Genomic DNA, 25,911 nt, shown 5'->3' on the forward strand with positions numbered 1-25,911 from the left:
TCCCGAGCCGGCTCAGTCGTAGTCATGACGGCGATGCTCGCGGCGATGTTCCCGGCGCTCCTCGCGCCAGCCATCCCGCCCACCGTGGCGGTGGTTCCAGCCACGATCATCCCAAGGCCTGTAGTCACCGCGGTAATAGACGCGCTCGACCCGATAGGGCGGCGGCAGCATGATGGTGGGGCCGGGATAGTATGACGTTCGGGTCCAGTAACGGCTGCCGCCTGATTCGTACAGGACCCGGAAGCCATCAGGCCGATAGGTCCCGAAAGAAATGACAACGTTCGGCTCGACCGATACCACACGGCCATAACCGTAGCTGCCGCCATGGGCGAAACTGGCGCTGGAAGCGGTGAGCAGGGTGGCTGCAAGCAGCAGGGTGCGTAACATGGTTGTTCTCCTTTACAGATTAGGGTGGGTCTGCGGATGCGCGTCAATCGTTCCAGTCGCCGCGATCGTCGTTCCAGCGCGCATCGCGCGGATCATCGGCCACCGAAAAGTTCCCGTTCAGCGTCAGCCACTTGCCGGGGTCGTACGGCAGGCGGGTGCTGTATTCGCGTCCCTGGAAGCGGTAGCGCACGTCGTAGCCGCTGACGACCTGGCGATAGTTATCCTGGACCCGACAACGCTCGACCTGACGCGGGCGCGTTTCCTCGTAGCGTGTGCCGCCGCCATTCCAGCGGTCACCTACCACGGCGCCTGTGGCTGCGCCCACGGCAGCGGCGGCCACCCGACCGTCGCCCTTGCCGACGGTGGAACCGAGCAGGCCACCGGCGATGGCGCCGAGAATCGCACCGCCGCCGCCATTTCCTTCCCGGTAGCTGCGGGTTTCGTGGCCAACGGTTTCGGTCCAGCATTCGCGGCGCGGTTCGTTGACCGTGTCGTAGATCGGCGTGCTCGAAAGCACGCGGGCACGGGTGACGAAACCATCCGCGTCATAACGGCCGGGGCCGGCGTACGCGCCGCCGCTGGCGACAAGCAGGGCGGCGACCAGAGTCGTGTTCAGAAGGCGTGTTTTCATGCTTACTCTCCTTGCTACAGTGAATTCAGTGCTTGCGCGCCGAGGTCAGCGACGGTCGCGGGGGTGACCCTCATCCTCGAATTTGCGTTGCTGGCGACGCTCGTAGCCGTAGCCGTAACCTTGGGGCTCGTCGCCGCGGTCGCGTCTGGCATCGCGCCGCGTGTCACGTCGCGCGTCCCAGCGGTCATCGCGCGCATCCTGTCGAGCCTCGTCGGCGCGATCGCGCTTGGCCACGATGATCACGCCATCCACGAAGTTCGGCGCCGCCTGAACCGGGACGGCAATCACCAGTCCCAATCCAGCCAGCCCAATAATCCAGTTTCGTCGTGTGTTCATCGTGGTCTCCATTTCTGTGGTTGCTTGTTTCGCTTCCACGCTTCGCAGTTTGGTTGAGGAAAGTAAGCGCACTGTTTCACGCAGGGGTGATTTTGTAACAGTGTGTAACCGGCGGATAGCCTGCCGTCCCTGCTGATATATTTGCCACATGGAAAAAGACATCATTTATGTGACCGACGACGACCCGGGTATCCGCGAACTAGTGGCCGAATATCTGGCAAGCCAGGGCTATCAGGTCGAAACGGCGGAAGATGCGCCCGCGCTCGATCGCCTGCTGGCCGCCGGCCTGCCGGATCTGCTGGTGCTCGACTGGATGATGCCGGGCGAAGATGGCCTGTCGGTCGCGCGGCGACTGCGTGCGCAGCCGGGCTTTCCGCCCATCATCATGCTGTCGGCCCGGGGTGAAGACATCGACCGCATCATCGGCCTTGAGGTCGGCGCCGACGACTATCTGCCCAAGCCGTTCAATCCGCGTGAACTGCTGGCCCGTATCCGCGCGGTGCTGCGGCGACAGAATGGCGCGGCAGCACCGGCCGCGGCCGAAACCGCCCGGCTGGTGCATTTCGGCCCGTTCAGCGTCAACCTCGACGCCCGTACGCTCAGTCGCGACGATGCCGAGATCCCGCTGACCAGCGGCGAATACGAACTGCTGGAAATCTTCGTCACCCATGCCAACCGTGCGCTGTCGCGCGACTGGTTGATGGACCAGCTGCGGGGATTCGAACGCGATCCGTTCGACCGCAGCATCGACGTCCGGGTGAATCGCCTGCGCAAGAAGATCGAGGATGACCCGGCCAATCCAGCCTATATCCGCACCCAGCGCGGCCAGGGCTACCTGTTCGTGCCGCAGGGCAAGGGGTGAAGCACTTCCCTCGCTCCTTGTTCGCCCGCACCGCACTGACGCTGGCGCTGGCTTTCGTCGTGTTTCAGGCAGCCGCATTCTGGGTGGTGTATCGCACCCTGATCGTACCGGTGGCGGAGCGCTCGGCCGACGATCTGGCTGGCCTGATCGTGCTGTCGGCGCAAACCTGGGTAGAGCTCCCACCACAGACGCGCGCAGCGTTCGAGCGCGAACTGGCGCGCCGCCACGGGCTGCGCCTGACTACCGTGAATATTGGCGCGACTGCGGACGCGCCGCATTTCGCCTTCCGTACCCAGATCGAGGCTGCGCTGAGCCGGCGCGTGGGCGACGATGTGGTCTTGCGCGGCGTACCCGGAACCGAAGCGGCCTGGCTGGATATTCCAGTGGGTGGCCATGATCTGCATGCCGGCTTCTTCCCGCGCCGTTACGCCGTCAAGCCGCCGCTGGCGGCCATCGCAGTTGTTGCCCTGGGCACGTTTCTCAGTCTGCTGACAGCCTTGTTCCTGGTGCGCCGCATCACCGTGCCGCTGGCGCGCGCGGCAGGCGCAGCCAGGCAGGTCGGGGCGGGCGAATTGCCCGAACCCTTGCCTGAAACCGGCCCTGCCGAACTCGCCGAACTCGCTCGTCGCTTCAACACCATGGCGGCCGAGGTGCGTGCACTGCTGGATAACCGTACCACCCTGCTGGCAGGCATTTCGCACGACCTGCGTACTCCCATGACACGGCTGCAGCTCAACCTGGAAATGTTGCGCGATGCTCCCAGCCAGGCGCGTATCGACCGTGCGGTGGCCGATCTGGCCGACATGAACAAGCTGATTGCGGGATATCTGGAACTGGCGCGTACCACCCAGGCGGAAAACCGGGTGCGCTTCGACCTCGCCGGCCTGCTGGAAGAGGCTGCGGTCGATGCGAACCTGCCGTGGCCGGGCGCCGCGCCATGCATGATCGAGGCCAGCCGCCTGGCTGTGCGGCAGATCGTGTCGAACCTCATCCAGAATGCGCAGCGTTACGGCGGCACGCCGGTCGAACTGGTGCTGGAATGCACCGGGAATCTGGCGCGCGTGGTCGTGCGCGATGCCGGTGCCGGTATTCCGGACGATCAGCTGGAGAAAGTGTTCAGACCGTTCTATCGGCTGGAAACGTCGCGTTCGCAGGCAACCGGGGGAACAGGCCTCGGGCTGGCGATCGTGAGGCAGCTGGCGGAAACGAACGGTTTGAAGGTGGTGTTGCGCAATCGCCCGCAAGGCGGGCTGGAGGCGATACTGGAAATCCGCCGTTAGGCGGTCACGCGCACTGCGCGGTCGTGCGTCGCAGCACCCGGAATTCGACGAACAGCAGCGTCAGGCTGAACATCGACATGCGGCAGGTGCTGCCGCTAAAGAATCCCAACGGCGAGCGAGACAGATTGATGCTCACGCTGGTGGCTCGACCGACTTGCATCAGACGGCAGGCTGACGGGCAAACAGGGAGAATTGCACGAACAGCAGCGACAGGCTGGTGAGGCTCATGCGTTCGGTCTGGCCGTGGAACCAGGCAAAAGGTGAGGAGCTGAGTTCGAGGACCAGTTGGTTTTTGCCGAATTGCAGTTTCATGATGTGCTCCTTGGGTTGACTTGCTTGCCTGAATACCTGCAATGCCTGTGCCATCTGGGGGGTAGTGGTTGTGGCGAAAAAAGTGTAAATAAAACAAATGGATGCGTGTGGCTTGTTTATGGCGCAGGCGCAGGCCGTGACGTGAATTGACGGAAAACCGTCATCCCGTGTCGAAGCGTTAAACAGTCGACATGCCGGCCGGGCGAATCGGGGCGGCAAGGTAGAATCCGGCTTTCGGTTTGGGCGGGGCGTTTCGGCGCACCGCATCGTCTGCATGATCATCCTCAAGAATCTCAGCCTTAGGCGTAGCGCCAAGGTCCTGCTCGACAACGCGTCGGTGTCGATCAACCCCGGCGAAAAGGTCGGCCTGGTCGGCCGCAACGGCGCCGGCAAGTCCAGCCTGTTCGCGCTGCTGAACGGCACCCTGCATGAAGACAAGGGCGACTTTTCGATGCCGTCGCAGTGGCGCATGGCACAGGTGGCGCAGGACATGCCGGAGACGAGCGAGAGCGCGACCGATTTCGTCATCGCCGGCGACACCCAGTTGGCCGAGGCGCAGGCCGAGGTGACTGCCGCCGAGGCCAGCGACGACGGCGAGCGCATGGCGCACGCCTACATGGCGCTGCACGACGCCGGCGCCCACGATGCGCAATCGCGCGCGCAGGCGCTGATCCTGGGACTGGGCTTTCAGGTGCGCGAACTGAATCAACCGGTCAACAGCTTTTCCGGCGGCTGGCGCATGAGATTGCAGTTGGCGCGCGCGCTGATGTGTCCGTCCGACCTGCTGCTGCTCGACGAACCCACCAACCACCTGGATCTCGATGCCCTGGTATGGCTGGAAGCCTGGCTCAAGAAATACCCCGGCACCCTGCTGGTGATCAGCCATGACCGCGAGTTTCTCGATGCCGTGACCAACGTCACCATCCATATCGAAAACGGCCAACTCACCCGTTACGGCGGTAACTACAGCACGTTCGAGGACATGCGCGCCGAGCAGATGGCGCTGCAGCAGGCAGCGTTCGCCCGCCAGCAGGACAAGATCGCCCATCTGCAGGCCTTCATCAACCGCTTCAAGGCCAAGGCCAGCAAGGCCAAGCAGGCGCAAAGCCGGGTCAAGGCGCTCGACCGTATGGAAAAACTGGCGCCGATGCTGGCGAGCGCCGATTTCACCTTCGAATTCAAGGAACCGCTCAACCTGCCCAACCCCATGCTGACGATCGACGACGCCAGCTTCGGCTACCCGCCGTCTGCGGACGCGCCGACCGGCACGCCGCCGACGGTGATCGTGCAGCACGTCAGCAAGTCGGTCTTCGCCGGCCAGCGTATCGGCATCCTCGGTGCCAACGGCCAGGGCAAGTCGACCCTGGTGAAGACCGTCGCGCGCACGCTGCCGGTGGTCGCCGGCACGGTGACCGAGGGCAAGGGCCTCAACATCGGCTACTTCGCGCAGCAGGAACTCGACGTCCTGCGTCCTGCCGACACGCCGCTGGAACACATGATCCGCCTCGCCCGCGACACGATTGCCAACGGCGGGGCCGGCCAGTTCAGCAGCCGCGAGCAGGACCTGCGCAATTTCCTCGGTACCTTCAACTTCAGTGGCGACATGGTCAAGCAGGCGGTCGGCACCATGAGCGGCGGTGAAAAGGCACGGCTCGTGCTGTGCATGATCGTGTGGCAGCGTCCGAACCTGTTGCTGCTGGATGAACCGACCAACCACCTCGATCTGGCCACGCGTGAGGCGTTGGCGATGGCCCTGAACGAATTCGAGGGCACGGTGATGCTGGTCAGCCACGACCGTGCCCTGCTGCGTGCGGTGTGCGACGAATTCTGGCTGGTGACGCGTGGCGGCGTGGAGCCATTCGACGGCGATCTGGACGATTACCAGCGCTATCTGCTGGACGAGGGCAAGCGGCTGCGTGAAAGCTTGAAAGAGGCAGGCAAGGCCGCCGAACCGCCCAAGGTCGAAGCGCCGCCTGTCGTTGGGAAACGTGCAGCGCCTTCGGGGAAACTCAAACCGCTGAAACAGGCATTGGAAAAGCTCGACAAGAGCATGGCCGCGCTGCAGGCCGAGAAAGCCGAGCTTGAAGCGAGGCTGGCCGGAACCCTGTCGGTCGAGGACATCACGGAAACGGGCCGGCAGCTCCAGCACGTCAATGACGAACTGGGGCGTGAGGAGGAAAAATGGCTCGAACTGTCCGGGCAGATCGAGGCGCTGGAGGTGGAAAACCCCTGACCGGGGCGGGCGCCTTGGCCCGGGCTTGGGTTTTATGCGCTTCTCGCCTATGTTGAACTGTTCCCGCGTACCTGGCTGAGGCCTCCATGCCGCCACACGATACCGCTGCAGGGGTTCAGACCATCTGGTACCGGCGGCACGCCTGGCCGGTTCGCCTCATGCACTGGGTCAACGTGCTCGCCTTTGTGTTGCTGCTGATGAGCGGCCTGCAGATATTCAATGCGCACCCGGCGCTGAACTGGGGAAAGTCTTCCTACAACGGCCGTCCGCCGATTCTGCACATGTTTGCACGCATGGATGCGCAGGGCAATCCGCAGGGCGTTACGCGCATTCTGGGGCATGAATACGATACGACCGGTGTGCTGGGATTGTCGGCCGGCATGGACGGCGAATCGGTCCCGCGCGGTTTCCCCGCGTGGATCACGCTTCCGGGCGGGCAATGGCTGGCGATGGCGCGGCGTTGGCATTTCTTTTTTGCCTGGGTGCTGGTCATCAATGGACTGGCCTACCTGGCGTATACGCTGGCCAGCCGTCACCTGGTGCGCGACCTCACGCCCACCCGAACCGACTGGCGTTCGATCGGGCGGTCCATCAAGGACCACCTGTTGCTGCGGCATGCGCGGGGTGAGGCCACCCGACGCTACAACATCCTGCAAAAACTCGCGTATCTCGTCGTGATATTCGTGCTGTTTCCCCTGTTGATCCTGATGGGGTGGGCCATGTCGCCGGGCTTGGATTCGCTGGTTCCGGGCTGGATCGACGTATTCGGCGGTCGCCAGTCGGCACGCACGCTCCATTTCCTGGTGGCTTGGGCACTGGTGGCATTCGTGTTCATCCACGTGTTCGAGGTGATCGTCAGCGGTTTCTGGAACAACCTGCGCTCGATGCTGACCGGCCGTTACCGGATTGCGGCCGACGAGGACAAGCATGCCTAGTCAGGGGAACGGCCGCCGGCGATTCTTGCTGCGTGCGCTGGCCGCCGGCGGTACGCTGCTGCTGTCAGGGTGCGATCGGTTGTCGCATAGTGCGTGGTTTACACGGATGCTGGACAGCGCAGAGAGACTGACGTTTGGCGCACAACGCCTGTTGCTGCCGCGCAAGGCCATGGCGCAGGAGTTCACCGAGGCCGACCTGTCTCCGGATTTCCGCAGCAATGGCACGAACAACCCGGCCAACCCGCTTTACCAGGCCTTGGCAGCCAACCGGTTTGCCGATTACCGGCTGAAGGTCGGCGGCCTGGTGGCACAGCCGCGCGCCTATTCACTCGACGATTTGAAAGCCTTGCCCAGCCGGACCCAGATCACCCGCCACGATTGCGTGGAAGGCTGGAGCGCGATCGGAAAATGGAAAGGTGTGCCGTTGAGCCGGGTGCTGGAACAGGTCCAGCCGTATCCGTCGGCACGATACGTGGTGTTCTATTGTGCGGACCCGATGGACGACATGGGAACGCGCTACTACGAGAGCATCGACATGGAAGACGCCTGGCACGCCCAGACCCTGCTTGCCTATGAACTGAACGATGAGCCATTGCCGATCAAGAACGGCGCGCCGATACGCGTGCGCGTCGAGCGCCAGCTGGGCTACAAGATGGCCAAGTACATCATGCAGATCGAGCTCGTCGACCACCTGGACAATATCGCGGGCGGCAAGGGCGGCTATTGGGAGGATCAAGGCTACGAATGGTATGCCGGGATATGATTTGCGCGGCATGCCGCACACCGTGCCGTCATTGCGAACGCAGAGAAGCAATCCAGCCAGCGCTCGTGTTCAGTTGCGATTGCTTTGCGCGCTACACCCCGCACCGTTCGCGCTGAGCCTGTCGAAGCGCTGTTCGGAGTAGTGAAGGATTTCGCAGGACGGCTGACCGTTGGCCGGGGGTTGCCCGGCCAACGGTCAGTCGTCTATTGCGGTCCCGGCTATTAACTGACAACGAAACCCCCACTAACCACGCTAAAATGCCGCTTTCCCGAAAAGCCGCTAATCCGCCGTGAAACCCACCTTTCAGGACATCATCCTCACCCTGCAACGCTACTGGGGCGAGCGCGGCTGCGCGTTGCTGCAGCCCTACGACATGGAAGTCGGCGCCGGCACCTCGCACACCGCAACCTTCCTGCGCGCGCTCGGCCCCGAGCCCTGGAAGGCGGCCTACGTGCAGCCCAGCCGCCGGCCCAAGGACGGCCGCTACGGCGACAACCCCAATCGTCTGCAGCATTACTACCAGTTCCAGGTGGTGCTGAAGCCCGCGCCGGCCGACATCCTCGAACTGTATCTCGGCTCGCTCGAGGCGCTCGGCTTCGACCTGAAAAAGAATGACGTGCGCTTCGTCGAGGACGACTGGGAGAACCCCACCCTCGGCGCCTGGGGTCTGGGATGGGAGGTGTGGCTGAACGGCATGGAAGTGACCCAGTTCACCTACTTCCAGCAGGTCGGCGGCATCGACTGCAAGCCGATCACCGGCGAAATCACCTACGGACTGGAGCGGCTTGCCATGTACCTGCAGGGCGTGGAAAGCGTGTACGACCTCGTCTGGACCGAAGGCCTAAGCTACCGCGACGTCTACCATCAGAATGAGGTCGAGCAGTCGACCTACAACTTCGAGCACAGCGACGTCGACTTCCTGCTGACCGCCTTCGGCGCGCACGAGAAGACGGCGCAGGAACTGATGGCGGCGCAGCTGGCGCTGCCGGCCTACGAGCAGGTGCTGAAGGCCGCACACACCTTCAACCTGCTCGACGCCCGCGGCGCGATCTCGGTGACCGAGCGCGCCGCCTACATTGGCCGCATCCGCAACCTCGCGCGCAGCGTGGCGAAGAGCTATCTCGATAGCCGGGCGCGGCTCGGTTTTCCGATGGCGCCACGTGCGTGGGCTGATGAAGTTACTGCGGAAATTGCAAAGAAGGCGGCAGCATGAGCGCACAAAATTTACTGGTTGAATTATTCGTCGAGGAACTGCCGCCCAAGGCGCTGAAGAAGCTGGGCGAGGCTTTTGCTCAAACGCTCGCTAAAAATTTAGAGCGGGATAATTTGCTCGATACAGGCTTCTCAGTTACTGCATACGCTACTCCCAGACGGTTGGCAGCTGTTATTACTAATGTCCGCGACAAAGCTCCGAATCGGAAGGAACATAAAAAGTTAATGCCAGTCTCTGTAGGCTATGACTCTTCCGGTCAGCCTTCACCTGCCCTGACAAAACGCTTAGAAAAGGAAGGTGGTCTACAACGTGCCCTTGGCGATTCTCTGGTAAATGTCGCAGAGAATGGCACCGATTACATCTACCTTAACCGCGAGATAAGTGGCGATTCACTTCAATTGCATCTTTCCTTCTCCCTGCGTGAGGTGATTCAAAGTCTCCCAATACCTAAGGTGATGACCTATCCCGACCCGTCGGGCGAAGGCTGGGAAACGGTCAATTTCGTGCGTCCGGCACATGGCTTGATTGCGCTGCACGGCGCTGACGTTGTCCCCGTCTCGGTGCTTGGCCTTGAAGCCGGTCGCATGACGCAGGGGCATCGTTTCGAGGCGCGCGTGGACCCGGTGGCGATCACCCATGCTGACTGTTATGCCCTGCAGATGGCGGACGAGGGCGCCGTGATCGCGAGCTTTGCCGAGCGCCGTGCCGAGATCGTTCGCCAATTGCAGGCCGCCGCCACGCCGCTGGGTCTGAAGCCGATTGAGGACGATGCCCTGCTGGACGAGGTCACCGCACTGGTCGAGCGTCCCAACGTGCTGGTCGGCAAGTTCGAGGAAGCCTTCCTCGAGGTGCCGCAGGAATGTTTGATCCTCACGATGAAGGCCAACCAGAAATACTTCCCGTTGCTGGACACGGCGGGCAAGCTGACCAACCGGTTCCTCATCGTCTCCAACATCTCGCCCGCCGATGCGTCGGCCGTGATCCAGGGCAACGAGCGCGTGGTGCGCCCACGCCTTGCCGATGCCAAGTTCTTCTTTGACCAGGACCGCAAGAAAGCGCTCGATTCGCGTGTGCTTGGGCTGGCCAAGGTTGTGTATCACAACAAGCTCGGAACCCAGGGGGAGCGTGTGACGCGAGTGCAGGCTGTAGCTCGCGCCATTGGCCAGAGAATTGGTGGGGATGCGCTAGCGTTGAAGGCAGATCAGGCTGCGCTTCTGGCCAAGGCTGACCTGCTCACCGATATGGTCGGTGAGTTTCCCGAATTGCAGGGCATCATGGGGCGTTATTACGCGCAGCACGATGGCCTTTCGGACGATATCGCTTTTGCCATCGAGGACCACTACAAGCCGCGTTTTGCTGGTGATGAACTGCCGCGTAACGATGTTGGTGTGTGCGTGGCGCTAGCCGACAAGTTGGAAACCTTGGTCGGATTGTTCGGGATTGGCGAAAAACCGACCGGCGACAAAGATCCCTTTGCATTGCGTCGCCATGCGTTAGGTGTCATCCGCATTCTAATTGAGCGTGATCTGCCATCGGAAATAGATAATCTCTTGGTGCTTGCGGCCACCATGTGTGGGCTCCACGAGGATGTCGCGGACCAAGTCGCAACCTTCATGTTCGATCGCCTTTCGGGAATGTTGCGTGAGCAGGGTTACTCGGCACAGGAAGTCGATGCAGTCGTCGCCCTCAAACCTCAACGCCTGGGTGATATTCCCAAGCGACTCGCTGCGGTACGGGCCTTTGCAGATTTGCCGGAAGCCCCAGCGCTCGCCGCCGCCAACAAGCGTGTCGGTAACATCCTGAAGAAAGCCGAGGGCGAAGTGGGCGACGAGCCCGATCCTGTACGCTGCGTCGAGGACGCTGAAAAAGACTTGGTGGCCAAAGTTGCAGCCATTGGACGCGATGCAGACAAGGCCTTTGCTGTGGGCGATTACACAGCCTCGCTGCAGGCGCTCGCTGCCCTCAAATCCCCGGTCGACGCCTTCTTCGACAATGTGATGGTCAACACCGACGATCCCGCCCTCAAGGCCAACCGTCTGGCGCTGCTGAACCAGCTCCACCGGACCATGAACCGGGTTGCGGACTTGTCGCGTCTGGCGGCGTAATATTTCGTCCATGAAGCTCATCATTCTCGACCGCGACGGCGTCATCAACTTCGACTCCGATCAGTTCATCAAGTCTCCGGACGAATGGAAACCCATTCCCGGCAGTCTGGAGGCGATCGCGCGGTTGACACGCGAGGGTTGGCGCGTGGTGGTGGCGACCAATCAGTCCGGGCTGGCGCGCGGGCTGTTCGAGATGGCGACGCTGAACGCCATCCACGCCAAGATGCACAAGGCGGTGTCGCAGGCGGGTGGGCGTATCGAGGCGGTGTTCTACTGCCCGCATGCGGCCGACATGAACTGCGGCTGCCGCAAGCCCAAGCCAGGCTTGTTCGACGAGATCGCGGCACGTTACGGGCGTGACCTGCGGGACGTTCCGGCGATAGGTGATTCGCTGCGTGATCTGCTGGCGGCCGCCAGCGTGGGGGCAAGCCCCTTGCTGGTGCGCACCGGGAAAGGCGAGCGGACCCTGGCGGCCGGGGGGTTGCCCGAGAATACGCCGGTCTACGCCGACCTGGGCGAGGCAGTCGATCACCTGCTCAAGACTGCGGCATGAGCCTGATCCGGTCGGTGATTTTCGCGGTCCTGCAGACTGCGCTGACGATTTTCTTCAGTATGGTGGCGTTCTTCAGCTTCCCTTTTTCGGCGCACACGCGTTACCGCTTGATTACCGGCTACAACCATACCGTGATCTGGCTGGCACGCTGGGTCGTGGGGATCCGCTATGTGGTGGAGGGGCGTGAGAACCTGCCCGTGCAACCCGCCGTCATCCTCGCCAAGCATCAGTCGGCCTGGGAGACCGTGGCCTTCCTGTGTCTGTTTCCGCCGGTCTCGCCGGTGATCAAACAGGAACTGCTCAAGCTGCCGTTCTTCGGCTGGGCATTCCGCATGCTCTCGCCCATCGCCATCGACCGCAGCGCCGGGCGCGAAGCGCTGAAGCAGATCGTCAGCCAGGGCAGGGAGAAGCTGGCACAGGGATTCTGGGTGCTGGTGTTCCCCGAAGGAACGCGCGTGGCGCCGGGCGAAAAGGGCAAGTACGGCATCGGCGGCAGCTGGCTGGCGGCCGAAACCGGGGCGCCTATCGTGCCGGTGGCGCACAATGCCGGCGAAGTGTGGCCAAAGAATGCCTTCATCAAGCATCCCGGCACGGTGACCGTGCGCATCGGCCCGGCGATTCCGACGGAGGGCAAAAGTGCCGCCGAACTCACGCGCATGGTCGAAGCCTGGATCGAAACCGAAATGGCGAGGTTGCCCCCTGCTGCCACACGCCAATAGCGGCGTCCTGCAGATCGGCGACGCCGCCGTTCCCTATCTGTTGCGACGTTCGCGCCGCCGCCGCACGCTGGGCTTGACGGTTACAGCGCACGAGGTACGCATCCATGCCCCGAGCTGGACCCCACGTGCCGAGATCGAGACCTATGTGCGGCAACAGCATGACTGGCTGCATCGGACCTGGGCGCGCATGCATGCACACGTTCGGCAAGCGGAGTCGACGCCTGCGAACGAACTGCGCTATCTGGGACGCCGGTTGAGGCTCGATGTCCGGTCCTCGCTATTCCACGAGATACGCCGGCACGGCAACACCCTGCGGGTCTATGCGCCGCTGGATGCGGATGCCGGAGAACTGGTACGCGACTGGCTGATTGCCCGTGCCGAACGTTTGCTGGCCTGGCGGCTTGCGCGCATCGCACGCAGGTTGGGGCGCGGGCCCAGTCGTTTTGCCTTGTCCGACGCGCGGACGCAATGGGGCAGTTGCACCCGGCGTGGCCATATCCGCCTCAACTGGCGGCTGGTGCAGGCGCCGCTCGCGCTCATCGACTATGTCGCCGCGCATGAGCTGGCTCATCTCGTCCATCTCGACCATTCGCCGCGCTTCTGGGCGGTGGTTGCCGAGCTGTGTCCCGATGCATTGGCAAGGCGCGCCGAGTTGCGCACAATGGGCAACTCCCTGTTTCTTGTGTAACGCCAGCCAGGTGTAACCATCATGCGAATCCTTCATACCATGTTGCGAGTCGGCGATCTCGACCGCTCGATCGATTTCTACACCAACGTCCTCGGCATGAAACTGCTGCGTCGCAAGGATTATCCCGGCGGCAAGTTCACCCTGGCCTTCGTCGGCTACGATAGCGAAGACAAGGGCGCCGCGCTTGAGCTGACCTACAACTGGGGCGTCGAGAAATATGAGGTCGGCAGCGGCTACGGCCACATCGCCATCGAGGTCGACGATGCCTACGCCGCATGCGACGCTGCCGCCGCGAAGGGTGGCAAGGTGCTGCGCCCGGCCGGCCCGATGTCGCACGGCACCACGGTCATAGCCTTTATCGAGGATCCGGATGGTTACCCGATCGAGTTCATCCAGAAGGGAACGGCGGGATGGAGCGAGGGGTAAGTAGCAAGTAGTAAGTAGAATTTTCTACTCACCACTCACGCCCCGCCAATCGCCTTCGTAATCAGCGGCACCAACGGCTCCGGCAATCGGAGCTGGCCGGACAACGCGAAGGCCTGCGCGTTCTTCGACATCTTGCCCCAGGTGCGGCGGATGATCTCCAGCCATTTCGCCTCGTCGTAATCGGGTTTGCTCTGGGCAAACGCCAGCATGTAGTGTTCGATGAACACCAGGTTGGCGATGTCCTCCAGCAATTGCGTATCGGGGTTGACCTTGATGCCCCGTTTGCCCACCGCTTTCTTGACGCGCTCGATCATGGCGTCGTCATAGCCGGCCTGGCGCATCAGTTCGCCGGCCGTGTCGGCGTGGAACGTGTAAAGCCCTGTCCGCCACGCATGGTAGCCCTCCTTGGTCATTGGGTAACTGTTGCGCGGCACCGTCCAGCGACGGATGTGCTGGGCACGTACCGCCAGCTGCGCCACCTCTGATGCGTCCGGCGCAAAGCGGCCGATCATCTCCGACATGCGGCGGCCGTACAGCAGCTCTTTCGGCTGGCCTTCGTCCAGGTTGGGATCTTCCGCATTGGCGGCGTCGAACAAGGCCATGGCCTGATTGAAGTGTGCGAGGTGGTTGATCATGGCGGGCGCCTGGACAGGGTGCGGATTCAATTGGCGACCACGGGGAGGATCCATAATTCGACCCGGCGATTCAACTGGCGGCCGGCTTCGGTGGCGTTATCCGCGCGCGGTTCCGTTTCGCCTTTGCCGTAGGACTCCAGGCGCAGCGGATTGACGTTCTGGGTGGCGAAGTAATCCAGCACCGACTGCGCGCGCCGTTCGGACAAGGCCTGGTTGTATGCGTGCGTGCCCACGCTGTCGGTGTGGCCGATCACGGTCACCGTCGTCTTGCCATATTGATTCAGCACATGGGCGATCTTGTTCAGCGTCGGGAGATAGCCCGGTTTCAGGACGGTGGAGTTGGTATCGAAGCCGGTGTTGGATGTCATGCTGACCAGCAGGGCGTTGTCCCCCGGGCGTTTCTCCACGCTGATGTCGCCGCGCTGGATTTCCGGCTGCAACTGCTTCTGTAGATCCTTCGCCTGCTGGTCCATGTAATAGCCGACGCCTGCGCCCGTGAGGCCGCCGCCGACTGCGCCGATCAACGCGCCCTTGCCGCGGTTCCTGTGGTTGATGATCGCGCCGAGCGCGGCGCCGCTGACCGTGCCGATGATTGCTCCCGTCTGAGTCTTGTTCAGATCGCGCGGCTCGCCCAGGTCGTTGGTCGCGCAGGCGGAAAGCAGCAAGGCGGACAGCAGGGGAAAGACGATGTATGGCTTGTGCATGGGAATTCCTTTCGGGCAGGTTGAAACAGGTGGTGCAATGTGGCCTCGTCGTTAGGGGCGCGATGCGCAAGTTGGTTCCGGCGTCCACAGGCATGGGGCTTTGCCGAAATGCGCAAGTCTTTCACGGGCTTCGATGCCGTCATGGACCGGTGGCTTAATCGGATCGTTTGGCCAGGTGCAAGGTGAGGGCCTCATAGTCGGCCACGGCGAGCGCTTCAGCGCGCAGCCCCGCATCGATACCGAGCATAGTGAAATCTTCCGGCTTCACCAGGCTGCCGAGGGTGTTTCTGAGCGTTTTTCGGCGTTGCGAGAACGCGGCGGCAACGACACGCGAAAACAGCGCCTCGTCGAGCGTGACGATTTCAGCCGGCGCCTTGGGGATCAGGCGGACCACAGCGGAATCGACCTTGGGCGGCGGGTCGAAGGCGGTGGGCGGGACGTCGAGCAGCCATTCTAGGTGGAAGCGGCGCTGCAGCATGATCGACAGCCGTCCGAAATCGGGCGTGGACGGTTCGGCAACCATGCGCTCGACGACTTCCTTCTGCAGCATGAAGGTCATGTCGCGGATGTGCGCGGCGAAATCCATCAGGTGGAACAGCAGCGGCGTGGAAATGTTGTACGGCAGGTTGCCGACGATGCGCAGGTCGTGACCCAGCTGTGCAAAATCGAATTTCAGCGCGTCGCAGCTGTGCACGGTGAGGCGTTCGGCAGGCCAGGTCTTCTGCAGGCGCGCGACGATATCGCGGTCGAGTTCGACGGCATGCAGATGCGGCAGGCGCTCGAGCAGGGGACGGGTGAGCGCGCCCAGGCCGGGGCCGATTTCGACGACGATGTCGGTCGGCCGTGGCTGGATGGCGTTGACGATGGCGTGGATGATGCCGTCGTCGATGAGGAAGTTCTGGCCGAAGCGTTTGCGGGGGGTGTGCATTGGGTAAGCGGTAAGTAGTGAGTGGTGGTTTTTGTCCGCTCACGGCTTACCGCTTGCTGCCCACCATCTCAAGTGCCATGTCGATTGCCGCAAGCAGGCTGCCCACCTCTGCGCGCCCGCTGCCGGCGAGGTCGAGCGCGGTGCCGTGGTCGACCGAGGTGCGGATGAACGGCAGGCCGAGCGTGACATTGACGCCGGCGCCGAAGCTCGCGTACTTGAGCACCGGCAGGCCCTGGTCGTGATACATCGCCAGCACGGCGTCGCAGGGCTCGTGGCGAATGCGCGAGAAAAGCGTGTCGGCGGGCTGGGGGCCGACGAGGTCCAGGCCTTCGCTGCGCAGGCGGTCGAGCACGGGTTCGATGACGTCGATCTCCTCGCGCCCCAAATGGCCGGATTCGCCCGCGTGGGGATTGAGGCCGGCGACGGCGATACGCGGCCGGGCGATGCCGAATCTGCGTTGCAGGTCGGCATGCAGGATGCGGATCACCTCGACGAGCAGGTCAGGCGTGATGGCGTCGGCGACGGCGCGCAAGGGCAGATGGGTGGTGGCAAGTGCGACACGCAGGCCGCCGCCGGCGAGCATCATGACGACCCGGTGCGTGCCGCTGTGGTCGGCCAGGTATTCGGTATGGCCCGTGAAGGCGAAACCGGCATCGTTGATGATGCCCTTGTGCACCGGCGCCGTGACGACAGCGTGAAATGATCCGTCGAGGCAGCCTGCGAGGGCAGCGTCGAGCAGGGCCAGCACATGGGCGCTATTGCGGGTGTCGAGCGTGCCCGTCGTAACGGGGACGGCGGCGGGAATGTGGCGCACGTGCAGCCAGCCGGGCTGGTGCGCCGGCGCAGTGTCGCCGCAGCTGAAGTCGACCGCGATGCCGAGCCGGGCCGCACGGTCGCGCAGCACTTCGACGTCGCCGAGGACCGACAGCCGGCATGGCAGGGGATGCTGCGACAGGGCGATGCACAGGTCGGGCCCGATTCCCGCGGGTTCGCCTGCCGTCAGGGCGAGGTGGGGCAAATCCACGGCTTCTTCGCGTAATCCGGGCCGGTCAGTCGATCGGGCGGATTTCGACATAGGCCGCGTCGCGGATCTGGCGCACCCAGTCCTGGAAGGCCTCATCGCCCTTGCGTTCGCGGATGGCCTGGCGCGCCAGCAGTTTCTGACGTTCCTGCGTGACGTCCTGATTGCGTCGCTCAAGGACCTGGATCAGGTGCCAGCCGAAAGGGGTCTGAATGGGGTCGCTGATCTGGCCGGGCTTCAGCGCGTTCATGGCTTTCTCGAATTCGGGGACGGTGTCGCCCGGATTGATCCAGCCAAGGTCGCCGCCTTTGGAAGCACTGGCATCCTCGGATTGCAGACGCGCCATGTCCTCGAATTTCGCGCCGTTTTCGATACGTTCCTTGAGTTGCAGCAGGCGGTTGCGGGCGTCGGCTTCCGAGGTGAGTTCGTTGGTCTTGATGAGGATGTGGCGCGCGTGTGTCTGCGTCACGGTGAGCGTGGCATCGAGTCCGCGTTTGTCGATGAGCTTGAGGATGTGGAAACCGTTACTGCTTCGCAGGATCGGGCTGATCTGGCCCGGCTGCATCGATTTCAGCGCATCGGCGAACAGGGTCGGAATCTTGCCGCTGGCGCGCCAGCCGAATTCACCGCCCTGCAGCGCGTTGGAGGCGTCGGAATAGCTGGCCGACATCTGGGCGAAATCGGCGCCCTTGGCAAGCTGGGCGACGATGTCCTCGGCACGCGCGTGGCGTGCCTGGATCTGCTCGGGTGAGGCGTTTTCCGGTACGGTGACCAGAATGTGGGCGAAGTTGTATTCGGTTTCCACGCCTTGCTGAGCCTGCGTCTGCAGATAGCCTTCGATTTCGGCGTCGCTGACGGAGATGCGGTTGTCGACGTCGCGTTCGCGCGCGCGGGCAATCAGGAGCTCGTTGCGGATGGTGTTGCGCATGCTGTCGAGGCTCTGGCCGTCCTTCTCAAGCGCGGCCTGCAACCCGGCCATGTCGAGCTTGTTCTGGGCGGCGATGCGCTGCAGGGCATGCTCGACCTGCGTCGGGTCGACCCGAATGCCGGTGGCGCGCGCGTGCTGCTGCAGCGCAAGTTCGGTCACCATGCGCTCGAGCAGCTGTTTCTCCAGTACCTCGCGCGGCGGCAGCGGGGTGTTCTGCCGCGACAGGTTGTGCACGACCTCGTCGTAGCGCCGGGCCAGTTCCTGGCGCGTGATGACTTCGTCGTTGACGACGGCGACGATGTGATCGAGTTCCTGCACGGCGGCATGGGCCGGCGACAGGACCGACACGGCAATCAGCAGCGCCAGGACCCAGTGCGGGCGGCGCCATTCAGGGCGTTTGAATAATTTCATTGCTAGACCTGTATCCGGGAACACTATGTTTCAAAACGTCGAGTGGGTTGGAGCCGATGCGCCCCATTCCGTTCAACTCCAGCTGGAAGAACAACGCATCGGTGGACTGGTTTTCCTTGGTTGCCAGTCGTTGCAGCACCGCGCGCAGCGCCCAGCATCCGCCATTGTATTCAAACCCGGCCAGGCCTTCGACCAGCTTGTTGTCCTTGAAGGAATAGTTGTAGCGGAACATGCCGTACCAGCGCTGGGCGAGCGGCCACTGCGCGGACAGGTCGACCTGTTCCGTGGTCTGGTCGATGAAGCGGTAACCCAGGTTCAACACGCGGCCGGGGCTGGGCCGGTAGGACGCGCCAAGGTTCTGGCGGATGGTGGTGCCGTTCTGGGTGTCGAACTGCCATGCCGTGTCGATGCGCCAGTTACGCGTGACCTGTCCGCTGATGGCGGCCAGCAGGTCGGTGGCATTGCTGGTGCGCGGCGCGATGCCGGGCAGGGTGACCTGTTGCGTGCTGAAATAATAGCGCTGGCCGAGGGTGACCTGTAGCCGTTCCAGCCCGCTGGTCGCCTCGACGAACCGGCTGGTGACCGCAACCGTCAGCTGGTTGGCGTCGTTGACGCGGTCGCCGCCGATGAACTGGTTCTCGGTGAACATCTGCGCGTAGCTGAAATCCAGCAGCGCGGTATCGAATACTGGAATATTCGATTGGTCGCGGTAGGGCGCGTAGACGTAGTAGGCGCGTGGTTCCAGTGTCTGCGTGTAATCCTGGCTGGCAAAGTGGAACGGACGTTCGAAGGTCACGCCACTGTCGAGGCTGAAGATGGGCAGGCTGCGGCTGATGTGTTGCACCGGTGCGCGATCGTCCAGCGCATAGTAGGTGCTGTGCCAGCCGATCTGCGGCGTGAGGAATCCGAACGAGTTGGTGAGCGGCAGGCGCAGCGTTGGATAGGCCAGCACCCGCGTGCCTTCGACCATGGTGGGGTGGGCGAAATGGGTGGCTTCGCTGTCCATCTTGAATTCCAGCCCGTTCTCGAACGTTTTCGAGATGCCCAGGCGCGCCTGCGGCAGCCGTGCGTAAGGTTCGAGGATGGGCGTGGCGGAGGTGGAGTCCTGCAGGGTCTGATAGCTTTGTGCGCGAATATCCGCACTCCAGTTGGTGTGCTGGGTGGTCACCCAGAATTCGCGGTTGAGCTGGGTGAGCGAGGTGACGGCAAGCAGGTTGGACAGGTCGCGGAAATAATCGTTGTCGGACACGCGGTTGAACAGCATGCCGGCCTCGGTCGTGTCGTTCAGGCGGTAGATGTTGTTCAACGCGGCGCTCCAGCGAGAGCGGCCTGCGACATTGTCGTTGGGGAGATACTCCAGGCGGTTCACGCCATGGACGTCGTTCAACAGATAGCGGAATTCGCCGCCGAGTTGCACGCCGCGCTTGGACAGCAGGCGCGGATACAGCGTGGCGTCATAGTTGGGCGCGAGGTTGAGATAGTAGGGCACCAGGAAGTCGACGCCGCTGCGCTGGGTGGTGCCGAAGGTGGGGGCCAGCACGCCGCTCTTGCGTACGTCGTTGAGCGGGAAATCCATCCAGGGCGTATACAGGATCGGCACACCGAGGAAATGGAGCGAGGCATTGCGTGCTGTTCCCACGTTGCGGCTCTTGTCGATGTCGAGGTCGTCCACCTCGAGAAACCAGTCGTCGTTGTCCACCGGGCAGGTCGTGTAGGTGGCCTCCTGCAGCTTGTAGTGCTCCTTGTCGATGAAGTCGATATGGCTGGCGTCGCCCCGGCCATGCTGCGCGACCAGATGGTAGACCGGCTGGGCGAGTTCGCCGCTGTAGTCGTCCAGGTCGAGTTCGAGTGCATCGCCATCCACCAGCAGCGCGGGCTGTTCCAGGCGAACCCGGCCGCGGGCTTCCACCCGATTCTGCGTGGTGTTGTAGCGCAGCCAGTCGGCGAAGAAATTCTGCCCGGCCTGGCGGGCCGCCACCTTGCCGCTGGCTTCGATGACATCGGGAGCGGTCGATTCGATCTTGTCCGCAGTGAGGAAGAGCGGCCCCGCCTTGCCCGCCGCCGTCGAGCCTTTCAGTTCGACGTCCTTCTTTAGAACGAGCCCGTCCGCCGCCGCGGAACCGGCAGTCAGCAACAGGACAACGAGCGTAAAGCCGGGCAAGGTGGACAAGCGATGTAAAATCCGGGCCAGGGTTATCAGAAACAGCGTTATTCGGAGCAGTGTGGCAGTGGAACGTTTGCAAGCTTTACAGGACTGGGCCGCCCGACAACTGGGAGGCGAGTCGCTTGACATCGCCCCGGCGTCGGCGGACGCCAGCTTTCGCCGCTATTTTCGCGTCACTGCCAAAGGCCGCGATTATATCGTGATGGACGCCCCGCCGGCGCACGAGGATTGCCGGCCATTCATTGCCGTCGCCCGGCTGTTTGCCGATGCCGGCGTCAATGTGCCGCAGGTATTGGCACAAGACCTCGACCGGGGCTTTCTGCTGCTGACTGATCTGGGCAATACCACCTATCTGTCGGCGCTCGACGAAGCCGCCTCCAAGCAAGACGTGGCACGCGAACTGTATCTGGCGTCGAACGACGCGCTGATCCGCATCCAGCAAGCGAGCCGTCCCGGTGTGCTGCCGGACTATGATCGCGCGCTGCTGACCCGCGAACTGATGCTGTTTCCCGAGTGGTACGTGGCGAAACACCTGGGCGTCGCCATGAAGGACGAGCAGAAAGCCGTCCTCGAGACCGTGTTCGAACGTCTTCTTGCCAACAACCTGGCGCAGCCGCAGGTCTACGTGCATCGCGACTGGCATTCGCGCAATCTAATGGTGTCCGATCCCAACCCCGGCATCCTCGACTTCCAGGACGCGGTCTATGGCCCCATCACCTACGATCTCGCCTCGATCTACCGCGACGCCTACATCCAGTGGGACGAAGAGCAGCAGCTCGACTGGGTGATCCGCTACTGGGAAAAGGCCCGTGCCGCCCGCCTGCCGGTGCGCGAGGACTTCGGCGAGTTCTGGCGCGATTTCGAGTGGATGGGCGCGCAGCGCCAGATCAAGGTGCTCGGCATCTTTGCGCGGCTGTATCACCGCGACGGCAAGGACGGCTACCTGAAGGACATGCCGCGGGTGATGCATTATTTGCGTAAGGTGTGCGAGCGGTATGACGAACTGAAGCCACTGCTGTTCTTGCTGGATGGGCTGGAGAACCGGGAAGTGAAGGTGGGGTATACGTTCTAGGAGGCGCGGCGCGTTGTCCTTCGCACCGTTCGCCCTGAGCTTGTCGAAGGGCCTTCACAAGCCAACTGGTCGTTGGCCGGGGGTTGCCCGGCGGCAAGTCACTTTTCTTGCTTGCCCAAGAAAAGTAACCAAAAGAAGAGCACCCCGACATCCCCGATTTTCGGCGGAGCTGTAAGGGGAGAAAGTCGAGACCAGGGCGGCGATGACTGGGGATTTGCGATTACTATTTGGGCTTCCATTCCTGTGTGTCAAATCAGATTGGCAACTCTAACGGGCCATTCGTGTTGAATGCTGTTCACGTAAAAACCGCCATGATCCTCGCCGCCGGCCGCGGCGAACGCATGCGCCCGCTCACCGACCACACCCCCAAGCCGCTGCTGTCGGTGGGCGGCAAGGCGCTCATCGTCTGGCACATCGAGCGCCTGCGTGCGGCCGGTTTCACCCATATCGTCATCAACCATGCCCATCTCGGCCAGCAGATCGAGGATGCGCTGGGGAACGGCGCCGCGTTCGGCGTGTCGATCGAGTATTCGCGCGAAGTCAGCGCGCTGGAAACCGCGGGCGGAATCGCCACCGCGCTTCCCTTGATCGAGAGCGAGGTATTCCCCGTGGTCAATGGCGACATTTACTGCGAATTTGATTTCAGCCGGCTTGTCGAACCGCTGGTGCGGCTCGCCGCCGGCCACGACCAGGCCCACCTGGTGCTGGTCGACAATCCGCCGCATCATCCCAGAGGTGACTTCGTGCTCGACGGCAGCAGGTTGCATGATGCCGATTCGCCCTTCACCCCTCACCCCTTACGCCTCACCTTTTCAGGCATTGGCGTCTACCATCGTGCGCTGTTCGCCCACACGGTGGCGGGCGAGAAAGCGCCACTGGCACCGCTGCTGCGGCTGGCGATCGATGCCGGACGGGCGAGCGGCGAGCATTATTCCGGGCGGTGGATCGATGTCGGTACGCCGGCCCGCCTGACGGCCCTGGACGAGGAGTTGAGACAACACCATGCAGCCTGATTCCGCCATTTATCGTGCCCGCCGCGAGCGAGTCCTTGAACAGCTGGGTGAAGGGGTGATGGTCATCGCGACCGCGCCGGAGGTGGCACGTAACCGCGACACCCACTATCCCTACCGGCACGACAGCTATTTCTACTGGCTGACCGGCTTCAACGAACCGGAGGCGGTGGTGGTGCTGGTCGGAGGCGCCGCACCGCGCCACATCCTGTTCTGTCGCGAGAAGAACGAGGAGCGTGAAATCTGGGACGGTTTCCGTTATGGGCCCGCGGCGGCCCGCGAGGTCTTCGCCTTCGACGACACCTTTGCGTATGACACGCTGGATGCGGAACTGCCCAGACTGCTGGAGAATCAGCCGACGCTGGCCTACCTCATCGGCCGCGACATGGCCTGGGACACGCAGGTGATGGGCTGGCTCAATACGGTGCGCAGCAAGGCGCGCAGTGGCGTGCATGCGCCCAACCGCATGGTCGACGCACGCATCTGGCTGGACGAGATGCGTCTCGTCAAGGATGGCCACGAACTGGCCCTGATGCGCCGTGCCGCCGAGATCTCCACCGGCGCGCATCGTGCTGCCATGCGCGCGACCCGGCCGGGCGGCCATGAATACGAGATCGAGGCGGAACTGCTCTCGGCCTTCCGTCGCGGCGGCGCCGAAGCGCCGGCCTACACGTCCATCGTCGCCAGCGGCGCCAACGCATGCGTGCTGCATTACGTCTTCAACAACAAGCCACTGCGCGACGGCGACCTACTACTGATCGACGCCGCCGCCGAGTTCGGCAGCTATGCGGCCGACATCACCCGCACCTTTCCGGTGAACGGCCGCTTTTCGGCGGCGCAGAAAGATGCCTACGAGCTGGTTCTGGCTGCGCAGGCGGCGGCGATCGATACGGTGCGCCCCGGCAATCACTGGAACAGCCCGCACGAGGCGGCGGTGCGCGTGCTGACGCAAGGCATGGTCGACCTCGGCCTGCTCCAGGGCGAGGTCGACGGCCTGATCGAATCGGGCGGCTACAGCCGTTTCTACATGCACCGCACCGGTCATTGGCTGGGTATGGACGTGCACGATGCCGGCGAATACAAGCTGCAGGGCGAATGGCGACCGCTGGTGCCCGGCATGACGCTGACGGTCGAGCCCGGCCTCTATATCCGTCCGGCGGACGACGTGCCCGAGGCATTCTGGAATATCGGTATCCGCATCGAGGACGACGTGGTGGTAACCGGGTCGGGCTGCGAGGTGCTGACCACCCCGCCGAAAACGGTCGCGGAGATCGAGGCATGGATGAACCCGTGAACAGCGTACTGATAGTCGGCGCCGGCCCCGTCGGTGCCGTGTGCGCATTGGCGCTGCGGCAGCAGGGAATCGCCGCACGTGTGCTCGAGGCGCAGCCGGCCGACGCGCGCGCCGATGCCCGCACCCTGGCGCTCTCGCATGGCTCGCGACTGATCCTCGAGCGCCTAGGCGTATGGGAGAAACTCGGCGGCGTCACGCCGATCACCCGTATCCATATCTCCCAGCGCGGTGCGCTCGGTGTGGCGCGGCTTGCGGCGAAAGAAATCGGCGTGCCGGCATTGGGCTACGTGCTGCCCTACGCCGAACTCACCGCCGTCTTGAAGCAGATGCTGGGCGATGCGGGTATCGCGGTCGAGTATGGCGTGGCGGTGGACCGTATCGAGTCCGGCACCGAGGCCGCGACCCTGCATGCCGCAGATGGACGTACGCTGGCTGCGCCGCTGGTGGTGGTGGCCGACGGTGGGCGCGGCGACCAGGCACCTCCGCCCAGGTTCGAACGCGACTACGATCAGATGGCTGTGGTGTGCGACGTCGAGACCGAATTGCCGCACGCCAACCAGGCTTTCGAGCGTTTTACCCCCGAAGGACCGGCGGCCCTGCTGCCGAAGGACGATCGGTACGCATTGGTGTGGACTGCGCGCAGCGACGAGGCCCAGCGCATCGCCGCTCTGCCGGACGCGGAGTTTCTCGCCACCTTGCAGCGCCACTTCGGCGGCCGCCAGGGGCTGTTCCTCCAGGCCAGTCCGCGCAAGACCTTTCCGCTCAGGCTGGCGTATACCGGCAGCGAAGCGGTCGGGCGCGTGGTGCGCATCGGCAATGCCGCGCAGACGCTGCATCCGGTTGCCGGCCAGGGGTTCAACATCGGCCTGCGCGACGCCTGGGAACTGGCGAACCTGTGCGGCGACACGGCCGAGGCGGAGATAGGTGGCTCGGCCATGCTGGCGGCCTATGCCCGTGGGCGCCGGGCCGACGTGATGGGCGGCCTCGGTTTTACCGATTTCCTGGTGCGGGTGTTCTCCAATGACGTCGCGCCGCTGCGCCATGCGCGCGGCTTGGGCCTGCTGGCGCTGGAGGCCTTGCCGCCGCTGAAAATCTTCGTCGCGCGGCGCATGATGTTCGGTGCGCGCGGATGAGCGGCGAACGCTATCAGGTCGTCATCGTCGGTGCCGGGCTGGTGGGCACGGCGGCCGCCCTGGCGCTTGGGCGACAGGGCGTGCGGGTTGCGCTGGTCGAGCGCCAGCCGCCCGCGACTCCAACCGATACCTGGGACACGCGCATCTATGCCATCAGTCCGGCGCCGCAGCGCTTTCTCGAACGCATCGGCGCCTGGCAGCGGCTGGACACCGATCGTATCCAGCCGGTGTATCGCATGGATGTGACGGGCGACGCCCACGGCACGATCCGTCTCGATGCCTACGAATCGGGCGTGTCGCATCTGGCGACCATACTCGAAAGCGGACGCTTGCAGCATGCCTTGTGGCAGGCGATCGAGGCCGACGGCAACGTGGCGCTGCATTGCCCTGCGGCGATCGAATCCCTCGACAGGGATGGTGCATCCACCCGGCTGACGCTGGCCGACGGCACGACGCTGGAGGCCGACCTCGTGGTCGGCGCCGACGGCGCCGCCTCGCGTATCCGCGAATGGGCCGGCCTGACTTCGACGTTGACGCCCTATGGCCAGAGCGGGGTGGTCGCCAATTTCGAATGCGAGCGTCCGCATCGCGGTACTGCATTCCAGTGGTTTTTCGACAGCGATATCCTGGCCTGGCTGCCGCTGGGGGGGAACCGTATGTCGATGGTCTGGTCAACCCGGACAGCGCATGCGGACGAACTGCTTGCCCTGGACGGGGTGGCCCTGGCCGATAAGGTGCGTGCGGCGGGACACGATCGGCTGGGCGACCTGCATCTGCTCACGTCCGCTGCGGCATTCCCGCTGCGGCTGATCCGGGTGGACGCCGTCGTTGCGCCCGGCGTGGCGCTGATCGGCGACGCGGCCCATGGCGTGCACCCGTTGGCGGGACAGGGCGTCAATCTGGGCTTTGGCGATGCCGAAATCCTGGTCGACGTGCTGGCCCGGCGTCCAGCCCGTTCTTATTGCGGTGATGTCCGTGTGTTACAACGCTATGCCCGCGAGCGTGCCGAACCGGTGCGGCGGATGCAGGCGCTCACCCATGGCCTGCATCATCTGTTTGCCGACACGCGCGCCGGCTGGCTGCGCAATGCCGGGATGCGGATCGTGGATCACCTGCCGCCGATGAAGGCGGCCCTGGTTCGCGAGGCGATGTCCTAGGTTTTTCATGA

27 protein-coding genes are annotated in these 25,911 nt (G+C 63.6%); 16 read left to right on the forward strand and 11 right to left on the reverse strand.

What is annotated here, in order from left to right; genetic code table 11:
* Positions 1-12: 12 nt before the first annotated feature.
* Genes ABT23_RS00370 through ABT23_RS00380 form a run of 3 tightly spaced genes read right to left on the reverse strand, consistent with a single transcriptional unit; the run spans position 13 to position 1,354 of the window.
* Entirely contained in the window at positions 13-387 is a 375-nt protein-coding gene (locus tag ABT23_RS00370; RefSeq protein ID WP_296629625.1) for a hypothetical protein, read from the reverse strand.
* A gap of 43 nt (positions 388-430) precedes the next feature.
* Positions 431-1,018 carry a glycine zipper 2TM domain-containing protein gene (locus tag ABT23_RS00375; protein WP_296629627.1) on the reverse strand — a complete coding sequence of 196 codons (588 nt, stop codon included), beginning with the start codon at positions 1,016-1,018 and terminating at the stop codon, positions 431-433.
* A gap of 45 nt (positions 1,019-1,063) precedes the next feature.
* The gene (locus ABT23_RS00380; protein WP_296629629.1) at positions 1,064-1,354 is read right to left on the reverse strand and encodes a hypothetical protein; all 291 of its coding nucleotides are present in this window, start codon (positions 1,352-1,354) and stop codon (positions 1,064-1,066) included.
* A gap of 148 nt (positions 1,355-1,502) precedes the next feature.
* On the opposite strand from ABT23_RS00380, the gene ABT23_RS00385 reads away from it, so the two are divergent.
* A complete protein-coding gene (locus ABT23_RS00385) occupies positions 1,503-2,216 on the forward strand; it encodes a response regulator (RefSeq protein WP_296629630.1) in 714 nt (237 codons plus the stop codon).
* Complete coding sequence (locus tag ABT23_RS00390; RefSeq protein WP_296629632.1) at positions 2,213-3,496, forward strand: ATP-binding protein; 1,284 nt, start codon at positions 2,213-2,215, stop codon at positions 3,494-3,496. The genes ABT23_RS00385 and ABT23_RS00390 overlap by 4 nt, the downstream gene beginning before the upstream one ends.
* Before the next feature lie 4 nt (positions 3,497-3,500).
* On the opposite strand, the gene ABT23_RS00395 is transcribed toward ABT23_RS00390, so the two are convergent.
* Positions 3,501-3,632, reverse strand: a complete 132-nt coding sequence (locus tag ABT23_RS00395) for a hypothetical protein (protein ID WP_281166656.1) — start codon at positions 3,630-3,632, stop codon at positions 3,501-3,503.
* A 23-nt stretch (positions 3,633-3,655) separates the two neighbouring features.
* Complete coding sequence (locus ABT23_RS00400) at positions 3,656-3,808, reverse strand: hypothetical protein (RefSeq protein WP_296629633.1); 153 nt, start codon at positions 3,806-3,808, stop codon at positions 3,656-3,658.
* 274 nt (positions 3,809-4,082) lie between these two features.
* Between ABT23_RS00400 and ABT23_RS00405 the strand changes: the two genes are divergently transcribed.
* From ABT23_RS00405 to gloA, 9 genes are all read left to right on the forward strand, one after another.
* Entirely contained in the window at positions 4,083-6,041 is a 1,959-nt protein-coding gene (locus tag ABT23_RS00405) for an ATP-binding cassette domain-containing protein (protein WP_296629636.1), read from the forward strand.
* A gap of 86 nt (positions 6,042-6,127) precedes the next feature.
* Positions 6,128-6,976, forward strand: a complete 849-nt coding sequence (locus ABT23_RS00410) for a cytochrome b/b6 domain-containing protein (protein WP_296629638.1) — start codon at positions 6,128-6,130, stop codon at positions 6,974-6,976.
* Between the two features lie 106 nt (positions 6,977-7,082).
* Positions 7,083-7,739: a molybdopterin-binding protein gene (locus ABT23_RS00415; RefSeq protein ID WP_296629639.1), complete on the forward strand. Its 657-nt coding sequence runs from the start codon at positions 7,083-7,085 to the stop codon at positions 7,737-7,739.
* 289 nt (positions 7,740-8,028) lie between these two features.
* On the forward strand, positions 8,029-8,952 hold the full coding sequence (glyQ, locus tag ABT23_RS00420) for a glycine--tRNA ligase subunit alpha (RefSeq protein ID WP_296629641.1): 924 nt from the start codon (positions 8,029-8,031) through the stop codon (positions 8,950-8,952).
* Positions 8,949-11,057, forward strand: coding sequence for a glycine--tRNA ligase subunit beta (gene glyS / locus ABT23_RS00425; protein WP_296629642.1), 2,109 nt, complete (start codon positions 8,949-8,951; stop codon positions 11,055-11,057). Before glyQ ends, glyS begins: the two co-directional genes overlap by 4 nt.
* Positions 11,058-11,067: 10 nt before the next feature.
* Complete coding sequence (gene gmhB, locus ABT23_RS00430; protein ID WP_296629645.1) at positions 11,068-11,610, forward strand: D-glycero-beta-D-manno-heptose 1,7-bisphosphate 7-phosphatase; 543 nt, start codon at positions 11,068-11,070, stop codon at positions 11,608-11,610.
* Positions 11,607-12,329 carry a lysophospholipid acyltransferase family protein gene (locus ABT23_RS00435; RefSeq protein WP_296629646.1) on the forward strand — a complete coding sequence of 241 codons (723 nt, stop codon included), beginning with the start codon at positions 11,607-11,609 and terminating at the stop codon, positions 12,327-12,329. Before gmhB ends, ABT23_RS00435 begins: the two co-directional genes overlap by 4 nt.
* On the forward strand, positions 12,247-13,017 hold the full coding sequence (locus ABT23_RS00440; RefSeq protein WP_296629649.1) for a SprT family zinc-dependent metalloprotease: 771 nt from the start codon (positions 12,247-12,249) through the stop codon (positions 13,015-13,017). Before ABT23_RS00435 ends, ABT23_RS00440 begins: the two co-directional genes overlap by 83 nt.
* A gap of 21 nt (positions 13,018-13,038) precedes the next feature.
* Positions 13,039-13,443, forward strand: coding sequence for a lactoylglutathione lyase (gloA, locus tag ABT23_RS00445; protein WP_296629650.1), 405 nt, complete (start codon positions 13,039-13,041; stop codon positions 13,441-13,443).
* Positions 13,444-13,478: 35 nt separating this feature from the next.
* Here the strand turns inward: gloA and ABT23_RS00450 are convergent, their stop codons facing one another.
* The 6 genes from ABT23_RS00450 to ABT23_RS00475 all read right to left on the reverse strand — a co-directional run bounded on the left by ABT23_RS00450 (position 13,479) and on the right by ABT23_RS00475 (position 20,240).
* The gene (locus tag ABT23_RS00450; protein WP_296629652.1) at positions 13,479-14,078 is read right to left on the reverse strand and encodes a DUF4202 domain-containing protein; all 600 of its coding nucleotides are present in this window, start codon (positions 14,076-14,078) and stop codon (positions 13,479-13,481) included.
* 26 nt (positions 14,079-14,104) lie between these two features.
* Entirely contained in the window at positions 14,105-14,782 is a 678-nt protein-coding gene (locus tag ABT23_RS00455) for an OmpA family protein (protein WP_296629654.1), read from the reverse strand.
* 154 nt (positions 14,783-14,936) lie between these two features.
* On the reverse strand, positions 14,937-15,710 hold the full coding sequence (gene rsmA / locus ABT23_RS00460) for a 16S rRNA (adenine(1518)-N(6)/adenine(1519)-N(6))-dimethyltransferase RsmA (protein WP_296629656.1): 774 nt from the start codon (positions 15,708-15,710) through the stop codon (positions 14,937-14,939).
* Between the two features lie 46 nt (positions 15,711-15,756).
* A complete protein-coding gene (pdxA, locus tag ABT23_RS00465; RefSeq protein WP_296629658.1) occupies positions 15,757-16,734 on the reverse strand; it encodes a 4-hydroxythreonine-4-phosphate dehydrogenase PdxA in 978 nt (325 codons plus the stop codon).
* A 25-nt stretch (positions 16,735-16,759) separates the two neighbouring features.
* Positions 16,760-18,070 (reverse strand): peptidylprolyl isomerase, encoded by a 1,311-nt coding sequence (locus tag ABT23_RS00470; protein ID WP_296629659.1) that lies wholly within the window; start codon positions 18,068-18,070, stop codon positions 16,760-16,762.
* Positions 18,048-20,240, reverse strand: a complete 2,193-nt coding sequence (locus ABT23_RS00475; RefSeq protein WP_296629662.1) for an LPS-assembly protein LptD — start codon at positions 20,238-20,240, stop codon at positions 18,048-18,050. Before ABT23_RS00475 ends, ABT23_RS00470 begins: the two co-directional genes overlap by 23 nt.
* Positions 20,241-20,298: 58 nt before the next feature.
* Here ABT23_RS00475 and ABT23_RS00480 point away from each other — a divergent pair, with 58 nt between their 5' ends.
* From ABT23_RS00480 to ABT23_RS00500, 5 genes are all read left to right on the forward strand, one after another.
* Complete coding sequence (locus ABT23_RS00480; RefSeq protein WP_296629664.1) at positions 20,299-21,306, forward strand: phosphotransferase; 1,008 nt, start codon at positions 20,299-20,301, stop codon at positions 21,304-21,306.
* Positions 21,307-21,617: 311 nt separating this feature from the next.
* Positions 21,618-22,319 (forward strand): N-acetylmuramate alpha-1-phosphate uridylyltransferase MurU, encoded by a 702-nt coding sequence (gene murU / locus ABT23_RS00485; protein ID WP_296629665.1) that lies wholly within the window; start codon positions 21,618-21,620, stop codon positions 22,317-22,319.
* The gene (locus ABT23_RS00490) at positions 22,309-23,610 is read left to right on the forward strand and encodes an aminopeptidase P N-terminal domain-containing protein (protein ID WP_296629667.1); all 1,302 of its coding nucleotides are present in this window, start codon (positions 22,309-22,311) and stop codon (positions 23,608-23,610) included. The genes murU and ABT23_RS00490 overlap by 11 nt, the downstream gene beginning before the upstream one ends.
* The gene (locus tag ABT23_RS00495) at positions 23,595-24,743 is read left to right on the forward strand and encodes an FAD-dependent monooxygenase (RefSeq protein WP_296629669.1); all 1,149 of its coding nucleotides are present in this window, start codon (positions 23,595-23,597) and stop codon (positions 24,741-24,743) included. Before ABT23_RS00490 ends, ABT23_RS00495 begins: the two co-directional genes overlap by 16 nt.
* Positions 24,740-25,900, forward strand: coding sequence for a UbiH/UbiF family hydroxylase (locus ABT23_RS00500; RefSeq protein ID WP_296629670.1), 1,161 nt, complete (start codon positions 24,740-24,742; stop codon positions 25,898-25,900). Before ABT23_RS00495 ends, ABT23_RS00500 begins: the two co-directional genes overlap by 4 nt.
* Positions 25,901-25,911 lie beyond the last annotated feature (11 nt).

The organism is Thiobacillus sp. SCN 63-57, assembly GCF_001725555.1.
Taxonomy (GTDB): Bacteria; Pseudomonadota; Gammaproteobacteria; order Burkholderiales; family Thiobacillaceae; genus Thiobacillus.